The following is a 17,814-nucleotide window of genomic DNA, read 5'->3' as shown; positions in this document are numbered from 1 at the left end:
ACCACCGGTGTCGGCGAAGTGAGCCTCCGCCGCCGGTGCCGATGGCATGATGCTGCCACCGATCCGAAGGTCGGCCCGGTCGTACCGCCCCGCCGCACCGGCGGACGGTCGCAACGGCCGACCCCGACCTGACCCCAGGGGACTCCATGACGCAGGCCGACACGCCGGAATCGGCTGCCGGCGACACCTCCGACCAGCTGCCGGACCCGAGCGTGCGCGCCGGTTGGAATCAGTACGACCTCGGGTCGTTCAACGAATCGACCATCGTCGAGGCGATCCGGCAGGCCGGTGTGATCAGCCGTACCGAGATCGCCCGTCAGACCGGGCTGACCCAACAGTCGGTGTCGCGGATCCTCCGGCTCCTGATCCAGCGAGGACTGGTGACCGAGCAGGGCACCGAACGTTCCAATCGGCTGGGCAAGCCGCGCACGCCGGTCCGGCTGCGGTCCACCGCCGCCCACGCCGCCGGGGTGTTGGTCGATCCGGAGCTGGTGACCGTCGTGCTGGCCGATCTGGAGGGCGACGTGACGCGGCACGCGAGCCGCGAACTGCCGAGTGATTGCGGCCCGGATGATCTTGTCGGCGCAATCGCCGACCTGGTGACCGAGATTCGCCGTGCCTCGACATTGGAGAACTTCCTCGGTGTCGGGCTGGCCGTCCCCGGTCCGATCACGCAGGACGGTGGTTTCGGCAACCTCCCGCTGCAACCGCGTTGGCGCAACCTGCCGCTCAGGGCGCAACTGGCTGCGGAGCTGGGCTGTCCGGTCGTGGTGGAGAAGGACGGGACGGCAGCAGCGATCGGCGAACGGTGGATCGGTCGCAGTTCGCTGCACGACAACATGGCCTATCTCTACATCGGGACCGGAGTCGGCTCCGGTCTCATCATTCAGGGCGAGGCTCACCGGGGTGTCAGTGCCAACGCCGGCGAATTCGGTCAGCTCTGTGCGGTCGCCATCGGCGAGCTCGACGAGAACGGCCGACCACGCCTGGTACGGGAATGCAATCCGGCACTGGCCCTGCCGGCGATCGCCGCCGAGCACGGCTACCGCGGCCCCGACAACTATCACGATCTGTGCGCCGCCGTCGGGTCCGGTGACACCGCCGCAGTCGAGGCAGCACAGCAGATCGCCGGCGTGATCGCCCGCGGCGCGACGGCGTTGGTCGACCTGCTCGATCTGCCGTTGGTCGTGATCGGTGGCCCGCTCTACGAACCGGAACTTCGCCCGACCATTCGGGGCGCGGTCGAGCATGCCGTCAACAGCTGGCCGACCGCTCATGATGCCCGCCAGGTCCGGGTCACCGATTCCCGGCTCGGGAGCAACGCGGCGGCGATCGGCGCGGCGTCGACGATCTTCCATCTCGCCTTCACCGCCCGACCCGCGGGCCGGGGGCGGTCCTGACCCCGTACGGGTCGCAGCGGGAACAGCGACTAGGCTCCGATGGTTGAACACTGGCGGAGGTGAACGGCCATGGAGGTCGAAGAGGTCAAGCTGCCCGGCGTCGGGCTGCGTCGCGACTTCGCCTGCCTGAACGGCAAGCGGGTCGGGGTGTTGTCGAAGAAATCCGGCGAGCGGCAATTGATCGTCTACGACGACGAGGACCCTGATTCGGTCAAGGTCAGCGTCGAGATGGATGCCGAGGAGGCCAGTGTGCTGGCCGAGTTGCTCGGCGCACCGCGAGTGATCGAACGGCTCAGCCGACTGCGGGAGCAGATCGAGGGGCTGGCGACGGCCGGGATCACGATCGGTCCCGAATCACCGTTCGTCGAACGGACCTTGGGTGATGCGGAGATCCGCACCCGGACCGGGGTTTCGATCGTTGCTGTCGTACGCCGCGACGGGGTCGAGCTGTCGCCCCGCCCGGACTACGGTTTCCACGCCGGGGACAAGGTCATCGTCGTCGGCACCGACGACGGGGTGAAAGCCGCCGACGCGATTCTGAATCCGAGCTGACGCGTGCACCTGGACAACCTCGCCCGGCTCTTCCTGGAGCTGGGTGCTGTGCTGTTCGCGCTCGGCTTGTTGGCCCGGCTGGCCAGTCGATTCGGACTCTCCCCGATTCCGCTCTACCTGATCGCCGGGCTGGCCTTCGGCTACGGAGGTCTGCTGCCGATCTCGGCGCCGGAGGGTTTCTTCTCCACCGGCGCCCAGATCGGCGTGATCCTGCTGCTGTTGATGATCGGGCTGGAGTACAGCGCCGACGATCTGCTGTCCAATCTGCGCACCCAGGCGCCGTCCGGGCTGGTCGACCTGCTGCTGAACGGACTCCCCGGCGCGCTGTTCGCCGTCCTGATGGGCTGGGGTGTCACCGAGGCTGTGGCGATGTTCGGCATCACCGCGGTCAGCTCGTCCGGGATCATCTCCAAGGTGCTGACCGATCTCGGCCGACTCGGCAACCGCGAGACCCCGGCGGTACTGGGCGTGCTGGTGCTGGAAGATCTCGCGATGGCGGTCTATCTGCCGATCCTGACCGCGTTGGCGGCATCGGCCGGTGGCCTGTCCGCCCTGACCTCGGTATTGGTCGCCCTGGCGGTGTTGGGTGCGGTGCTGTTCATCGCGGTCCGATTCGGTCCGGTGGTGACCAAGCTGGTGGTTTCCCGTTCCAACGAAGTGCTGTTGCTGCGGTTGGTCGGGTTGGCGCTGCTGGTCGCCGGCGCCGCGGAGGCTGTCCACGTGTCCGCCGCGGTCGGAGCCTTCCTGCTCGGGATCGCACTGTCCTCCGACGTGGCCGAACGGATCCACCGGATCCTGGAGCCACTGCGGGACATCTTCGCCGCGACCTTCTTCGTCTTCTTCGGCCTGTCCACCGATCCGCGGCAGCTGCCGGCTGTGTTACTGCCGGCCGTGGCGTTGGCGGTGGTCGGGGTAGCGACCAAGCTCGGGACCGGCTGGGTCGCCGGGAGACGTGCCGGCGTCGGTGTGCCCGGTCGCATCCGGGCCGGCGCCGATCTGGTGCCCCGCGGCGAGTTCTCGATCATCATCGCCGGCCTGGTCGGGTCCGCAGTGGTGCCGGAACTGGCTCCCTTCACCGCTGCGTACGTGTTGATCCTCGCCGTCGTCGGACCACTCGCACCACGATTGGCCGAACCGGTGATCAGGAAGTACGTGAAGGCACGGCGGCGAGCGGCCGAGGTCAGCCGAGCGGCCTGAGCCGACGGCGGGTCCGGGAATTGTGGACGAGTGTCCGAACTTCGCGCAGTACGCCAACGGTCACGCAGCGAAAAGTGGACGAGTGTCCGAACTTCGCGCGGTGTGCCGATCGGCGGGACCGGCAGAAGTGGTACCGATGTCCTGAGACTTCATGGGCGGGCCGCCGTCAGGAGCTCGCGCATCGGCGGCGACCCGGGTCCTTGATCCTCGACGGTGCGGACCTCGACGATCCGGCCGCCGTCCATGAGCGCGATCCGGTCGGCGTGCCGCAGCTGATCGCTCAGATCATGGCCGATCGCGAGCACGCTCGCTCCGCTGTCCCGGCGATAGCGGTCGACGGTCCGGTAGATCACCTCGGCCAGCGCGGGATCGAGACCGGTGCCGATCTCGTCGCAGATCAGCAGGTCCGGCCGCGCCAGCAGGGCACGCGCCAACGCTGCTCGGCGGAGCTGGCCACCGGAAAGCTGCCCCGGTCGCCGTCGGATCTCGGCCGGGCTCAGGGCGAGCTCGGTGAGCACCGCGGCGGCCTCGGACCGCGCCTCGACAACGGGCAAACGTCGCAGCCGGACCGCCGTCGCCGCAACCTGATCGAGGATGGTCCGGCGCGGATCGAAGGAGGCGTCCGCTTCCTGCCAGACGTACTGGATCTGAGCGATCCGCCGTCGACTCCGGCGGCTCAACGGCCGCAACGGCGTACCGTCCCAGGCGACGACGCCGCTGGTCGGGCGGGTCAGTCCGGCGAGCACCCGGCCGAGCGTCGACTTCCCCGCGCCGGATCGGCCGACCAGTGCCAGCTGCTCCCCCTCGGCGATCGACATCGTCAGGTCGGACAGCACGGTGCTGCCGCCGAATCGGACGCTCAGATCGCTGACCTGCAACCGATCCCTCGAAGCGCGGCACGGTGCGAGCACGCGGTCATCCCGATCGGCTCCAACGACCGCGATCGACTCGGTACGACTGACCCGGCCGTCTCGTACGGACAGCGTGTGATCGGCGAGCCGCTGCACCACGTACCGATCGTGGCTGACCACCAAGATCGACTGGCCGGCATCCCGAAGGCCACAGAGCACGTTTATCAGCTCCGCCCTACTGACCGCGTCCAGCCCGGCTGTCGGTTCGTCCAGCACCAGCAGGTCGGGGTCGACGGCCAGCACCTGAGCCAGCGCGAGTCGGGTCCGTTGACCACCGGAGAACTCGTGCGGGAACCGATCCAACAAGCCGTCGGCCGCTTCGAACGCCGCGCGGGCCAGCACCGCCTTGACGTCGGCGCGTCGCAATCGCCTCTCGGTGCGCCGGGATCGTCTCCTCGTGCGCCCGGGACGCAGTGCCACCAGTTCGGTCAGTGCCGGGCCGATCCGGCGGGCCGGATTCAGTGTCTGGGCGGCATCTTGGGGCAGATAGCCCACTCTGACCGGCTGCCCGTCTCGCTGCTGGAGCCGACCGACCACCCGCCGGCCGGGCATCTCGACCCCGGCGACCGCCTTGGCCAGCGTCGATTTCCCGGCACCGGACGGTCCGAAGACGACGACGGCCCGGCCTGGCTGCAGCACAAGATCGACATCCCGCAGCAACCACCGCTCCCCGACCGAGACCCCGAGTCCGGTGGCGGACAGCAGGGCCGCCGCGACGTCATCCTGCGCGATGTTGATCACCGGATCACCGAACGCACCGGATCGTCCACGGCCCGCAACGCCTCCCGGATCGCCAACCGCCGCGGATCGGCGAGCAGCTCGTCGGACAGCAGATTGACGCCGAGCACCAGCAGGACGATCAGGCCGGCCGGCAGATAGACCGACCACGGCGCCGCGGACAAGCCGTCCTTGTTGGCCGCGACCGCAACTGCCCAGTCGGTTGACGTGGTGTCGAAACCCAGGCCGAGGAAGTTCGCCGAGGCGAGCACGTAGGTCGCGGCGGCGAATCGGACACCGACGTCGGCAGCGACGGGCCGGGCGATCTCGATCAATGCATAGCCTCCGTAGCGGCGGACCGGACCCGCACCCTGCATCCGCAACGCTTCCATCACCGGCCCCCGGACGACACCCCGTGCGGCCATCCGGACGAAGCGGGCGATCGGCGCCACCAGGGTGCCGCCGACGGCCACCGCGACCAGCACCGTCGACCCGTCCGTGCGCAACGCGGCGACCATCACCAGCAGCAGAGCCGGCAGGCAGAGCAGCACGTCCAGCGGACGCATGATCACGTCCTCCAGCCAGGCTCGGTTGCTCGCCGCCGCGAGCAGCCCGAGCAGACCGCCCACCAGATAGCCGGCCAGCACCGTCGCTCCGGTCACCAGGACCAGCGACTGGCCACCCAGCAGCGCCGCGGCGAGCACATCGCGCCCCAACCGGTCGGTGCCGAACGGTGACCAGGTCGATGGACCGAACGGTGACTGACTGGTCTGCGGTGCCTGCCCGGCCAGCAACGGACCGAGCACCGCCACCAGCACCGGGATCGCAACCATCACGCCGTACGCCACCGGGCGCAACCGAACGCCGACCCTCATCCGACGAGCTCCCCTGCCGGCACCAAGCGGCGGCCGATCAGATCAACCACCGTATTGATCATGATGGACACCGATCCGATGATCAACATCACTGCCATCAGGACCGGCTGATCACGGGTGGAGATCGCGTCCATCGTCGTGGTGGCGATCCCCGGCAGCACGAAGATCGCCTCCACCACGAGGACACCGCCGAGCAGGCCGCTGCCGGTCCGCGCCAGATCCTGGATCGCCGGTCCGAGGGCGTTCGGGGCGACGTGCCGAACCAGCAGTGACCACCGCGTCACACCGAGCCGGGCCGCCTGGCGGATGTAGGGACGGTCCATCACGTCGATCACCCCGGCCCGCACCAGGCGTACGACCGGGGCCGCCGTCCGCGCGGTGATGATCAGCAACGGCAGCACCAGGTAGATCGGCCGAGTGATCAGCCCGGCAAGATCGACACCGATCGCCGTCGCCGGGACGAGTCCGGCACCGACGGCGAGCCAGGACACCAGCAGGACGGCCAGCACGAACTCGGGGATGGCATCGAGCAGCACCGCCACCGTGGTGATCAGCCGGTCCGGCAAGCCGCCGGGCCGCAACCCGCCGAGGAAGCCCAGGAGGCCGCCGATCGGTACCAGCAGCACCGTCGCCAGGAACGCCAGCAGCGCAGACTCTGCCAACGGGAGGCCGATCACCTGACTGACCGGAATTCCTTGCGCATAAGAGATTCCGAGGTCGCCATGCAGGAGACGACCGAGCCAGCTGGCGAAGCGCAACACCGGCGAGACGTCCAGCCCGAGCAGCCGGCGCGTCGTCTCCCGTTGGACCGATGTCGTCAGATCACTGCTCTGGACGTCCGCGGCATCGCCGGGCAACAACACCGACAGTCCGAAGATCAGCATCAGCAGCACCAGCACCTGCAGCACCGCGATCACGGCCCGCCGCAGTACCCAACGGTGCACCGACCTGTTCGACGGGATCGTCACGGGGCAATGATCATCGTGGCGCCACCTTGTCGAAACGAGCCCAGTCGAGCGCATTGGGAACGGCGGCGGGGATGTTGCGATACCCCTTCCGGGCCGCGGTCAACCAGGGTGTGGTGGCCCAGAAGATGTAGCCGCCACGGTCGTGGAGGATCTCGTGCAACCGGTGGTAGGACCGGGCCCGTTCGGTGTCGGACGAGGTCTGCTGCGCGTGCTGATAGATCCGATCGAACTCCGGGTCCTTCCACCGGGTGACGTTCTTCGGTGCATCGCTGAGCAGTCGGGACCCGAAGTGGTACGGGATCGCCAACGGGCCGGACTGTCCCATCACCATCGCCCCCTTGGTCAGCACCTCGGTGTAGTAGGTGTCCTTCGAGCCGACCTTCACCTCGACGGTCACCCCGACCTTGGCAGCCTGAGCAGCGAACAGTCGAGCAGCCTCGACGAACCCACCGGCCACCGGCGCGACGAACAGATCGAACCGAAGCCCCCGCATCCCGGCGCGACGCAGCAACCCGCGGGCTCGGTCCGGGTCGTGTTGGTGCATCGGCAGGTCGTCGGCGTAGTAGCGGTAGCCGCGGCCGAAGACGTCGTTCGACAGCTCACCCTGTCCCTGCAGAGCGACCTTGATCAACTCCTCGCGGTCCACCAGGTGCATCATCGCGCGGCGGACGTCGGGATGGTCGAAGGGCGCTCGGTCGGTCTTCATCGCGAAGTAGACGATGCCGCTGTTGGCAGTCGCGGCTACCTCAAGATCATCGCGGCGGCGCAGCTCCTGAGCCGCCGACGGCGACAATGCATCGGCGAAGTCCGCCTGGCCACTCTGGACAGCGGCGGGACGCGAGGACTGATCGGTGCTCAGGATGCGTAGGGTCCGGATCCGCGGCTTGCCGTCCCAGTAGTCGTCGTTGGCCTCGGCCGTCAGCTCTCTGCCGGCGGCGAACGAGACGAACCGGAACGGCCCGGTCCCGATCGGATGATCGAAACGGCTGGTCCGATCACGGACGATCCTGGTCCCGTACGAGGTCAACATCGCGGGGAGATCGAAGGAGGGCGAGGTGAGCACCAGTTCGACCGTCCGCTCGCCGATGGCCCGGCACGCTCCCGGATCGATCGCCGCCAGGGTGCTCGCCGCCACGAACGACTTGGCCTGGTGTTGGCGTCCGAGGATCCGGCGCAGGGTGTACAGCACATCGGCGGAAGTGAAGGGACTGCCGTCGTGCCAACGCGCGTCGCGGAGCTTGAGCCGCCACCGAGAGCCGTCGGCATTCGGCTCGGCCGACTCGGCAAGCCGCGGTACCGGTGTCATCGTCGAGTCGACCTCGAACAGCCCGTCGTACAGGTGTTTGGCCCGGGCTTCGTCGATGAACATGGTCCCGACGCCGGGATCGATCACCTCACTGGCACCCGCACCCTCGTACAGGGCGGTGAACTCGGCAATGGTGGAATTCCCTGCACCCCGGGTGGCCCTGGTGGGGGTTCCGTTCGAGCAGCCGGGCAGCAGCACTCCCCCTGCCACAGCAGCCGTCCCGGCCAACAGACCTCGGCGGCCGATCGACCGTCCGTGATCCGCGGTGTCTGCGTCCACGTTTCTGTGTCTCCCCTCGCGACGGGGCACGCGACGGGGAGGAACCGGACGGCAGCGCATCCCGGAGGATGCGCTGAGTTCGGACCGGACCACCCGCGTAGTCGTGACCGTTGGGTACTTCACACGGCAGGTATCTGGCTTCGACCCGATCCGGGTCTCACAGTTGCGGGGCAGCTCCGGACTCTCACCGGCCTTCCCTGACGTGTTCGCACAGCGTAGCGAAGCGTCTTCCCTCGGGCACACCGCACTCCGCGTGTCCGGGGTTCCATAATCCGTGAGGTAAGGCTAACCTACCTTCGTGGTCAGTTCCGTGGGTAGCCGTCTGATTCAGCTGTCGTTCGCCGAACGCGCGCGCTCGGCCCTGTCCGCAAGCTCGACACTGGCCTGGGCTGCCGGAGACGAGGCCGGAACAGCGCTCTACTACCAGGAATGCGGCTCCCCGATCCTGTTGACCGACGACGAGGTGGCCGATGAGCTGCTGTTCGCCGGTTGCGGGCGGATCGAGATGGGTCTGCACCCCCGGCTCGGACTCGTCCGGCTGGTCGGTCAGTTCTGGCCGTTGGCCGACACCGAGGCGGTACCCAAGATCGAAGCGATCAGGCGGGATCACCAGGACTGTTCCCACTGCGTCAGTCGGCGGATCACCCGACTCATCGGGTTCCATGTGGTGACCGCGGCGATCCGGCTTCCGGGTGAGACGGAGTATCACCCGATCACCGTCGACGAGTATGCGATGGCCGGTCCGGATCCGATCATCGCCGCCGGCGCCGTGATCGCTGCGCACCTGAACGCCGATCACGCCGATGAGCTGCGGGCGGTCAGCGCCGGTTTGCTCGGCGTACCGCACGATGCGGTGGCCGGCGCCTCGATCGGCGCCATCGATTGCGGCGGCTTCGAGCTGGAGACGGTCGGCGGCTTCGGCGGGCAGATGGTGTTCATCCCGTTCCCGCACCCGCCGGCCGACGAACGCGAATTGCAGCGAGCGCTGCGGCTGGCACTGGACGACAGCGGTACCGGCTGGACGACCTGTCTGTGACGGAGGAGGTCGGCGACCGTGTCGCGTCGATCACCGCAACATCCCTTGCTCAGCAGGGAATTCTCACAGAGCGGGGCGAGATGCCCGACGGCAGACGACGAATCATGGGGGTTTGGTAGTGGTACGACGATGGCGCGCGGCGACGGTGGCGATCATGGTCGTCGCGATCGGGCTGATGACCGGCTGCAATTCCTCGACAACCGGAGCCTCGCGCTCGGCGTCGGGATCGGGATCGGCTGGCTCCGGAGATCGATCGGGTGACCGGCAGACCCGGTATCCGCTCACCTCAAGACGCCTACGGGAGCACGGTGCTGCAATCGGAACCGCGCCGGGTGGCGATCGCCGGTCAGGTCGGCGACACCGAGAATGTGCTGTCGCTCGATGTGATCCCGGTCCTGGCCCCGGACTTCCAGCTGCAGTGGCCGTGGATCGACGCCGATGACCGGTCGAAGATCGAGAAGCAGTATCAGGGCAGGTCCGACAGCGAACTCCCCTTGGAGCAGGTCGCCGCGAGTCGCCCGGACGTGATCATCGCCACCTCCGACACCGCCCTGAAGGAGCATTACGAGAAGCTGTCCCAGATCGCCCCGGTGGTCGCCTTCGAGAAGCAGCCGGCGAGCACCCAGTTCGACTGGCAACAATCGATCCGGTTGATCGGGACGGCACTCAATCGCACCGCCGAGGCCGAGGAACAGATCGCCTCGACCCGTGACCTGATCACCCAGGCCAAGGCCGACCATCCCGAATTCGCCGGCACATCGATCAGCTTCGCGATCAACTATGGCGCCGAATACGGCATCACGTTCTACAACGGCAAGGGATCGCCGGGCGAGACGCTGTTCGGCGAGCTCGACTTCGACCCGGCCGATCACGCCGACAAGTTCACCGGCGAACGGCCACAGGTCGGCACCGAACAACTCTCCCTGCTGGACAGCGATCTGCTGGTGGTGAACTTCAACGGCGGCGCGGCCGACCGGAGGAAGATGGAGACGAACAGGCTGTTCGCCAGCATTCCCGCCGTCCGCGACAAGCGTTACCTCGGTCTGCTGCCCGAGGGCGACACCTCGCCGCTGGCCTGGTCCCTGGCGCGGCCGACGCCGGCCAACCTGCAGTGGTCGATCAACAATCTCGTCCCCCAGCTCGGTCCGCTCGCGTCGAAGGTGAAGTGACTCCATGCCAGGTCGCACCCAGAAGTCGTTCCCGATCTTCATCCGCGAACTCGAGGTCCTCGAGTCGTTTCGGCTGACTCCGGCGATGCAGCGGGTCGTACTCGGCGGTGATCAGCTCGGAGCCTTCGAGAACAACGGATTCGCGATCACCCCCTTCCACACCGACAATGCCGATGACCACGTCAAATTGATCATCCCCGGTGCGCCGGTACCGACGCCGGTACAACAGGACGGGCACCTGGACTGGTCGGCCGAGGCGCTGGACCGTTCCCGGGACTACACACCACGTCGCTACGACCCGGCGACCGGACGACTGGAGCTGGACTTCGTCCGGCACCAGGGCGGACCGGCCGCCGAGTGGGCGGACACGGCGAGGCCAGGAGATCGGATCCTGGTCGCCGGGCCGCGGGGCACCACGGTGCTTCCCGATGACATCGACTGGTTCTTCCTGGTGGGCGATGAGACAGCCCTCCCGGCGATCGCGCGGCGGATCGAGGAGCTACCGGCCGGCACGCCGGTGACGGCCGTGGTGTCGGTCCCCTCGTCCGCCGATGAGCAGATCCTGGAGCATCGCACCGAACTGGAGATCAGCTGGATCCACCGGGACCGGACGCCGTCCCCGGATGCCGTGCTGGATGCGGTCCGGGCTGCTCGCTGGCTACCGGGTCGGGTCTATGCGTGGGCGGCCGGAGAAGCGTCGATGCTGCGACCGATCCGTCGCTGGTTCCGTGACGATCGCGGGATCGACCGCGATCACCTGGACGTCGCCGGCTACTGGCGGGCCGGCCAGGGACAGCACGAGTCGGCCAGGGCCCAGATGCGGTTGCGGGAACGGGTCGACCTGGCATTCCCCTACGCGGTGCGGGCGGCCGTCACCCTCGGCATCGCCGAGCTGGTCGCCGATCGGACCATCGACATCGATCAGCTCGCCGACCGGGTCGGTGTCCGCCCTCGCGGGCTGACCAAGATCATCCGGCTGCTGGCACACGAGGGTTACTTCACCCTTTCGGCAATCGGTGCGGTCGGCCTCACACCACTGGGCGCGATCCTCACCGAGGAGTTCGTTCATCTGCGACTGGACCGCGCCAGCGGCTATGCCCGGCTGGACGACGGTTGGCCGGGGTTGCTGCATGCACTGGGTACCGAAGGCTCAGGCTTCGAGCGGGCGACCGGTGCCTCGTTCTGGCAGACCCTCGGTGATGATCAACGACTCGGTGCGAGCTTCGACGCCGCTCTCTCCGATTGGTCGGACGCGTGGGCCGATCAGGTGGTCGACCAACTCAAGATCACCGATGGTGAACTGATCGACGTCGGTGGCGGCACCGGAACGCTGTTGGATCGACTGCTGCTCAGCGCGCCCCGGGCGCACGGGACCCTGGTCGAACTGCCGACCACCGCAGCCCGTGCCCGGCAACGATTCACCGACAGCGGCACGATCGACCGGGTCCGGATCGTCGAGCAGAGCTTTTTCGAGACAGTGCCCACCGGAGGCGGCCATTATCTGTTGGCCCAGGTACTGCACGATTGGCCGGACGCCGAGTGCGTCGCGGTGCTCCGTCGGGTCGCCGCAGCAGCCGGCGACGCCCCGGTGCACGTGATCGAACGACTGCCGTCAGCCGATGATCATGACCACGACCTGACCTTCGATCTGCAGCTGTACACCGTCTTCGGCGGCGGCGAACGGACGCGAACCGAGTACGAGACCCTGGCCGGCGCGGCCGGTTTGGACCTTGTCGCGAGCGCAGAGTTGGGCGACGAACTGCAGCTGTTGACCTTTGCTGGATCGTAGTCCTCCGGGATGCCGTGCGCACGCCCTCGGGCCACGCCGCGCGACGGGCTCGATATCCGTCTCGTGCGTCGTGAGAGGTCAGCCAGCCGACTCAGTCCATTCGCAGCAGGCGCAGCAGGTTGCCGCCCAGCACGAGTGCTCGGGCCGCATCGGAGTCGGCGACCTGCTGCATCTTCTGGAACTCCATCGTGTAGTTCACATACGGCGAATCTGTTCCCCAGATGACCTTCTCCGGTCCGAGCAGCCGGACCGACTCGCTGGCCTCGAAGATCGGCACCCGTGCAGTCTCCAGATACAGGTTGGGGATGTCCGCGGCAAGTCGGATCGCCTGACCGTGGGACCAGAACGTTCCGCTGTGGGCCATCAGAAACGGGATCTCCGGGTAGGCCGTGGCGGCCAAGGCGAATTCCGGCGGCGCGTTGCGCAGGTCGGAGGCGCCGTGCGCGATGATCAACAGTTCGCGTTCCCGGATCGCGTCCAGCACCGGTCCGACCAAACCGAGGTCGGAGAGGTGATAACCGTGCAAGGTCGGGTGCAGCTTGACGCCGCGGTATCCCTTGTCGGCACGTCGATGCACCTCGGCGACGGCCTCCTGCTGAGACCACGGGTTCACGGCGAGGAACGGGATCAGTCGATCTTCATGACCCTGCAGCGCATCGTCGACATCGTCGTTGGAGAACACCCCCTCGACGAACGGGAACACGCACGCGCGGTCGACGCCGGCGGCGTCCATCCGCGCGATCAGCTCATCACCCGTCTGACTCTCGCCATGCCGTACTCCGACGTGATTGTGCGCATCCACTGTGGTTGCCATACCTGTCCACCCTTCACTCATAGCGTTGCCCTGTTCATTCATCGACCATGCCGACTACCGCGTTGATCTGCGGCGCAGAAGTCCCAACGTCAGCGCGACCAAGATCAACATCCCGTTCAACACATACCGCCACTCCGCTCCCAGACCGAGCAGCACGAGACCGTTGCCGAGCATGGTCACGAAGATCGCACCGACGACGGTCCACAGCACCCGGACCCGGCCGCTCGGAGCAGCGATCGAGCCGAGGTAGACGGCGCTGAAGGCTTCGAGCAGGAACGGTTCGGCCGAGCCCGGCACCGCAAGTCCGGTTCGAGCGGTGAGCATGATCCCGGCCACACCGGCCAGCAGACCCGAAAGGACGAAACCGATAGCGAATGTGGCGCGCACCGGGGCCGCGGACAGGTCAGCGGCACGCGCGTTCGCGTTCACCAGTTCGGCACGACGGCTCCATACCGTTCTGCGGCTGAGGAACCAGATCACTGCGACAACGATGACCGCCACGACAACGAGCAGCCGGAACGGACCCCAGGAGTCCGATCCGAAGATCAGCATCGGCCGCACCAGTTCCAGCGGCGCGGTGAACAGCTGTTGCGGAGTGCCGTTGTCCGACAACACCAGGACGGCGGCAGTTACCAACAGATTCATGGCGAGGGTCGCGACGATGGCCGGCACGCCGAGGTAGCCGGCCAGCAGGCCGTTGATGATCCCGACGAGCAGGGCCGCAACCAGTGCTGCGAGGACTGCGGTCGTGAACGACGACCCGGAGAGCAGCAGGGACGCCGCGAGGTAGCCGGACAGGTCGGCGACAGCGACGATCGACAGGTCGATGCCCCGCATCCCCATCACCAGGGACAGGCCGGCAGCGATCACGATGAGCACCGTCGCGTCGACGGCGATCGCGGCAAGGTTGCCGCCGGTCAGGAACAGCGGTCGGGCGATCTCGATCATGATCAGCACGACCACCATTCCCAGCAGCACGGACAGGCTTGCCAACCGGGTACACCATCCCTGTCGTAGCTGAGCCAGCCGGTTGCGTGCGCCGCCGTCGACGCCGAGCTCGGTCATCAGAAGATCGCCACCTGTCCCAATCGTCGCCGGCGGAGCACCGCGACCAGCACGGCGAACAGCAGTGCGAGGCCCTGCGCACCGGTGAGAAGCTGGTCCGGAAGGCCGTTGGCGATCAACCCGACGCCGACAGCCGTCACGAAGAGTGCGCCGACAGCGGCCAAGGCCGGATCGAACAACAACCCTCTGGTCATCGATGCCCCGAGGAACGCCGCCGCGAGGGCAGACACCAGCAGCGTCAAGGAATTGTCGTTGGCCGTCGACCCACTGCTGTACGAAGCGATCATGACACCGGCGAGCCCGCTCAGCGCGCCACTGATCAGCAGCCCGGCCAGCGCCGTTCGTCGCACCGGGACCCCGCGCAATCCGGCGACTGCGGCGTCGTCGCCCACCGCACGGAGCCGGAGTCCGAGAACTGCCCTTCGCCAGATCAGGGTCACCACGGCAACCGCGGCTACGGCGGCCAGGACGATCACCGGAACGCTGTGAGCGAGCCACCCCTGGCCCAGGAGCAGGAAGCCGGAACTGCGCGGGATCGGGACCGTGAGTCCGCCGTTGACAGCCAGCGTGATCCCGACGAGCAGGAAGAGCATCCCGAGGGTCGCGACGAACGACGGCACCCGCAGCACCCCGGCGACCGTCCCGTTGATCAACCCGACAAGGGCACCGACCAGAACCCCCAGCACCACCGCGACGGCCGGAGGCACTCCTGCCACGACGGCGACCGCGGAGAGGTTCGCCGTAAGTTGCGCGGTCGCACCGATCGACAGGTCGAAGGCACCCGACCCCAAGGCAACGGCGAGCGCTACGGCGAGCAATGCCGGCGTAGCTGCCTGTGTCAGAACGTCCAGGATCGAACCGCCGGTCAGGAGATTCGGGGCCCCGATCACCAGCAATGCCAGCACGACCAGCATCGCCGCCGGCACAGACACCTGTCGGACCCGTGCACCGACCGGGGTCGAACGAGTCCCGTCCGATCCCGATCGACGATGCTGCGCCGGCTCCGTCACCGAGCGGCGATCATCGACGTCGCCGGTGAGCTCGCCCGACGATGGCGGCACCGGACCGGCGGCGAGCGCGGTGAGCTGCTCGACATCGACCTCGTCCGCGGCGACGTCGTCGGCGATCCGACCGTCACGGACGACCAGGATCCGGTCGCACAGTCCGACGAGTTCCTCGAAGTCGGTTGACGAGACGAGCACCGCGGCGCCACTCTCGGCCAGTCCGCCGAGATGTCGATAGATCTCGATGCGGGCACCGACATCGACGCCTGCCGTCGGCTCCGAGACCAGATACACCCGACCGCCGCGAGCCATCCACCGACCGACGATCGCCTTCTGTTGATTGCCGCCGGACAGGGTCGCGAAGTCCTGGTTGAGACCATGGGCGACCACCTGGAAACGGTCGACCACGCTGCGCGCGGTGTCGACCTCGGCCTTGGGCCGCATGATCCCCAGACGGCTGTGCGCCTCAAGACTGGCGGCGGCGATGTTGTCCCGCAGGCTCAGCCCGGCAAACACCGCTTCGGTCCGGCGTTCGGGCGGAACCATCGCGAACCCGTGACGGACGGCAGCTCGGGGCGAACCGCCCAGCGCCGGACGCCCATCGATCCGGACGTCGCCGGCCGCCGGGCGATCGCCGAAGAGGGCGCCGACGATCTCGCCGCTGCCGGACCCCACCAGGCCAGCCAGGCCCACGACCTCGCCGGCGCGGACGGTGAAGCTGACATCGGTCACCAGTGGGTCCGATCGTAGCGAATCCACTGTCAACAAGGGCTCCCCCAACGGCGCCGTCCGCTCGGGGAACAGCGTCTCGAGCCGGTCCCCGACCATGGCTGTGATCATGGCATCGGTGCTCAGCTCGTGGGCCGGCGAGGACAGCACGCGGCGTCCGTCACGCAGCACCGTGACCTGATCGGCGAGTGTGGTGATCTCCTTGAGCCGATGGGAGATGTACAGCACCGCGACGCCACGACGGGTCGCGGCCTTGATCAGCGCGAAGACCGGCTCGCTCTCCTTGGCGCCCAGGGCTGCGGTCGGCTCATCAAGGATCAGCACCTTCGGCGATGCTGCCAGCGCAGCAGCGATCGAGATCTGTACTCGCTGGGTCGGGGTGAGATCATCGACCAGATCGTCGGGGCCACATTCTGCGCCGATCTCCTCCAGCACCTCGACGACCGTGCGGCGCATCCGGGAGCGATCCAGCAGCACGCCTGCCGCGATCGGCTCCCGGCCGAGGAACATGTTCTCCTGCACCGTCAGATGCGCGGCCAACGGCTGGTCCTGGAAGACGATCTCCAGCCCGGCCGCGCGAGCGTCCTGCGGACCCCGCCATTGCCGGGGCCGGCCGTCGACCAGGATCTCGCCGTCGCGCAGCCGGTTGACCCCGATCAGAGCCTTGACCAGTGTCGACTTGCCTGCACCGTTCTGCCCGACGATTGCATGCACCTGACCACGGTGCAGGTCGAGATCGACACCGTGCAACACGGTGGTCTCGGCGAATGCGACCGTGACGTCGCGCAATGCGGCGACAACCGATCCATGATCGACAGCGGTCGACGCCAGTCCGCCGTCCTGCTGGGCGGTCGCCATCAGCGGCCCTCGTCGGAGGGCACTACAGGCTGCTGAACCACAACTTGTTGATCTTGTGGCCAACGCCGGCGGATGTCGTCGGGGTCAAGTCGGATCCTCTTCCAGATCGACGGCCCGTAGCGTTCCTCGGCGGCTGCGATCCCATTGTTGCGGGTCGCAACCCAGGCCGTGGTGAAGGTTGCCTTCGGCGGTTTCTCCCCACGCCGGGCGTCGAGGGCGGCGGTGGCGCCAAGGCTCCCGATCCGCTGAGCGTTCTGCACCACTGTCGCCACGAACGGGCTGTTACGCGCGTACAGCATCGAGAACGTGGTCCGATCGCCGTCGATCGATGCAACCTTGATCTCCGGACGATTCGCCTGCTGGATCGCCTGTACGGCGCCCGACGTCATCTGGTCATAGGCTCCCCAGACTCCGGATATCGAGCCCTGCTTCGGATGTGCGGTGAGCACGGCCTGCATCTGGCTCTGCACCTTCGCCGGACTGTGATCTGTCGGTTCCAGGTGCAGTCGCACCTGGGGATAGTCGGCGACGACTGCCTTCAGCACCCTCAGCCTGGTTTCCAGCAGCGGCGCGCCGGGGACCCAGAACGCATACAGGTCGCCCTGGTAGTCCATTGCTCCGAGGAGGGCCCGGGCAACCATTTCGGCCATCAACATCTCATCACCCCCGACGTCGGTCACCGCGCCCTTGATGGCCGAACCGATTCCCGCGGTCACGACAGTGATGCCACGTCGCTCGGCCTGCTGGACGATCGGCGCCAGCGACTCCGGGTCGCCCAGCTGGATGAAGATCGCATCGACGCCGGAATTGATCAGGTTGCGGATGTTGTTCTCGTGCGTCGTCTCGTCCCCACCGCCGTTGGTGGTGACGACCGACGCGCCGTGCTTCTTGAACACCGCTGCGGCACCGGCGATGATGTCGCGGTTGTAGTCGTTGGTGATCTCGCGCGAGGCAATGCCCACCTTCAGCTTGCCGCCGGACCGCGGTGCGGTCACCTTCCCGGATTCGGCAGCGGGTGGCGGGGCCGACGACGGACTCGAGATCGGACCGTTGAGCGAGCACCCGGCAACAACGAGACAGAGGCCGGCCAACGCCAGGGCGATCCACCGGTTGGGTCTGAACACACGAGCTCCTTGGCCTGTGAT

At 67.6% G+C, this 17,814-nt stretch carries 14 protein-coding genes and 1 riboswitch; of the genes, 6 read left to right on the top strand and 8 right to left on the bottom strand.

Annotated features, from left to right (window positions below; translation table 11 throughout):
- The first annotated feature begins 146 nt into the window (after positions 1-146).
- The 3 genes from BLU38_RS24450 to BLU38_RS24440 all read left to right on the top strand — a co-directional run bounded on the left by BLU38_RS24450 (position 147) and on the right by BLU38_RS24440 (position 3,149).
- Positions 147-1,400 carry an ROK family transcriptional regulator gene (locus tag BLU38_RS24450; protein WP_091528378.1) on the top strand — a complete coding sequence of 418 codons (1,254 nt, stop codon included), beginning with the start codon at positions 147-149 and terminating at the stop codon, positions 1,398-1,400.
- A 69-nt stretch (positions 1,401-1,469) separates the two neighbouring features.
- A complete protein-coding gene (locus tag BLU38_RS24445) occupies positions 1,470-1,952 on the top strand; it encodes a cation:proton antiporter regulatory subunit (RefSeq protein WP_091528375.1) in 483 nt (160 codons plus the stop codon).
- Positions 1,953-1,955: 3 nt separating this feature from the next.
- Complete coding sequence (locus tag BLU38_RS24440) at positions 1,956-3,149, top strand: cation:proton antiporter (protein ID WP_231920017.1); 1,194 nt, start codon at positions 1,956-1,958, stop codon at positions 3,147-3,149.
- A 149-nt stretch (positions 3,150-3,298) separates the two neighbouring features.
- Here BLU38_RS24440 and BLU38_RS24435 read toward each other — a convergent pair whose 3' ends face one another.
- Genes BLU38_RS24435 through BLU38_RS24420 form a run of 4 tightly spaced genes read right to left on the bottom strand, consistent with a single transcriptional unit; the run spans position 3,299 to position 8,205 of the window.
- Entirely contained in the window at positions 3,299-4,801 is a 1,503-nt protein-coding gene (locus tag BLU38_RS24435) for an ABC transporter ATP-binding protein (RefSeq protein WP_091528373.1), read from the bottom strand.
- A complete protein-coding gene (locus tag BLU38_RS24430) occupies positions 4,798-5,652 on the bottom strand; it encodes an ABC transporter permease subunit (protein WP_091528371.1) in 855 nt (284 codons plus the stop codon). Before BLU38_RS24430 ends, BLU38_RS24435 begins: the two co-directional genes overlap by 4 nt.
- Positions 5,649-6,620: an ABC transporter permease gene (locus tag BLU38_RS24425; protein ID WP_197679847.1), complete on the bottom strand. Its 972-nt coding sequence runs from the start codon at positions 6,618-6,620 to the stop codon at positions 5,649-5,651. Before BLU38_RS24425 ends, BLU38_RS24430 begins: the two co-directional genes overlap by 4 nt.
- 10 nt (positions 6,621-6,630) lie before the next feature.
- The gene (locus BLU38_RS24420; RefSeq protein ID WP_197679846.1) at positions 6,631-8,205 is read right to left on the bottom strand and encodes an ABC transporter substrate-binding protein; all 1,575 of its coding nucleotides are present in this window, start codon (positions 8,203-8,205) and stop codon (positions 6,631-6,633) included.
- Positions 8,206-8,313: 108 nt separating this feature from the next.
- Positions 8,314-8,467, bottom strand: a riboswitch (cobalamin riboswitch).
- 36 nt (positions 8,468-8,503) lie between these two features.
- Here BLU38_RS24420 and BLU38_RS24415 point away from each other — a divergent pair.
- The 3 genes from BLU38_RS24415 (at position 8,504) to BLU38_RS24405 (ending at position 12,199) form a co-directional block, all read left to right on the top strand.
- Positions 8,504-9,241 (top strand): DUF2470 domain-containing protein, encoded by a 738-nt coding sequence (locus BLU38_RS24415; RefSeq protein ID WP_157683687.1) that lies wholly within the window; start codon positions 8,504-8,506, stop codon positions 9,239-9,241.
- A gap of 308 nt (positions 9,242-9,549) precedes the next feature.
- Complete coding sequence (locus tag BLU38_RS24410; RefSeq protein WP_157683686.1) at positions 9,550-10,410, top strand: ABC transporter substrate-binding protein; 861 nt, start codon at positions 9,550-9,552, stop codon at positions 10,408-10,410.
- 4 nt (positions 10,411-10,414) lie between these two features.
- Positions 10,415-12,199, top strand: coding sequence for a siderophore-interacting protein (locus BLU38_RS24405; RefSeq protein ID WP_091528362.1), 1,785 nt, complete (start codon positions 10,415-10,417; stop codon positions 12,197-12,199).
- Between the two features lie 91 nt (positions 12,200-12,290).
- Here the strand turns inward: BLU38_RS24405 and BLU38_RS24400 are convergent, their stop codons facing one another.
- From BLU38_RS24400 to BLU38_RS24385, 4 genes are read right to left on the bottom strand one after another with little or no spacing between them, the layout of a single operon-like run.
- Positions 12,291-13,013, bottom strand: coding sequence for an amidohydrolase family protein (locus BLU38_RS24400; RefSeq protein ID WP_157683685.1), 723 nt, complete (start codon positions 13,011-13,013; stop codon positions 12,291-12,293).
- Between the two features lie 54 nt (positions 13,014-13,067).
- Complete coding sequence (locus tag BLU38_RS24395) at positions 13,068-14,078, bottom strand: ABC transporter permease (RefSeq protein WP_091528357.1); 1,011 nt, start codon at positions 14,076-14,078, stop codon at positions 13,068-13,070.
- Positions 14,078-16,669 (bottom strand): ATP-binding cassette domain-containing protein, encoded by a 2,592-nt coding sequence (locus BLU38_RS24390; RefSeq protein ID WP_091528354.1) that lies wholly within the window; start codon positions 16,667-16,669, stop codon positions 14,078-14,080. The genes BLU38_RS24395 and BLU38_RS24390 overlap by 1 nt, the downstream gene beginning before the upstream one ends.
- Positions 16,669-17,793, bottom strand: a complete 1,125-nt coding sequence (locus BLU38_RS24385; protein WP_157683684.1) for a sugar ABC transporter substrate-binding protein — start codon at positions 17,791-17,793, stop codon at positions 16,669-16,671. Before BLU38_RS24385 ends, BLU38_RS24390 begins: the two co-directional genes overlap by 1 nt.
- Positions 17,794-17,814 lie beyond the last annotated feature (21 nt).

Source organism: Microlunatus soli (assembly GCF_900105385.1).
Classification (GTDB): Bacteria; Actinomycetota; Actinomycetes; order Propionibacteriales; family Propionibacteriaceae; genus Microlunatus; species Microlunatus soli.
The sequence above is the reverse complement of the archived record's forward strand: the minus strand, read 5'-3'. Positions and strand labels throughout refer to the sequence as shown.

Excerpts from the sequence above, each read along its gene's own strand:
- BLU38_RS24450 (WP_091528378.1), top strand. The coding sequence starts at position 147 with ATGACGCAGGCCGACACGCCGGAATCGGCTGCCGGCGACACCTCCGAC.
- BLU38_RS24445 (WP_091528375.1), top strand. The coding sequence starts at position 1,470 with ATGGAGGTCGAAGAGGTCAAGCTGCCCGGCGTCGGGCTGCGTCGCGAC.
- BLU38_RS24430 (WP_091528371.1), bottom strand. The coding sequence starts at position 5,652 with ATGAGGGTCGGCGTTCGGTTGCGCCCGGTGGCGTACGGCGTGATGGTT.
- BLU38_RS24405 (WP_091528362.1), top strand. The coding sequence starts at position 10,415 with ATGCCAGGTCGCACCCAGAAGTCGTTCCCGATCTTCATCCGCGAACTC.
- BLU38_RS24400 (WP_157683685.1), bottom strand. The coding sequence starts at position 13,013 with ATGGCAACCACAGTGGATGCGCACAATCACGTCGGAGTACGGCATGGC.
- BLU38_RS24395 (WP_091528357.1), bottom strand. The coding sequence starts at position 14,078 with ATGACCGAGCTCGGCGTCGACGGCGGCGCACGCAACCGGCTGGCTCAG.
- BLU38_RS24390 (WP_091528354.1), bottom strand. The coding sequence starts at position 16,669 with ATGGCGACCGCCCAGCAGGACGGCGGACTGGCGTCGACCGCTGTCGAT.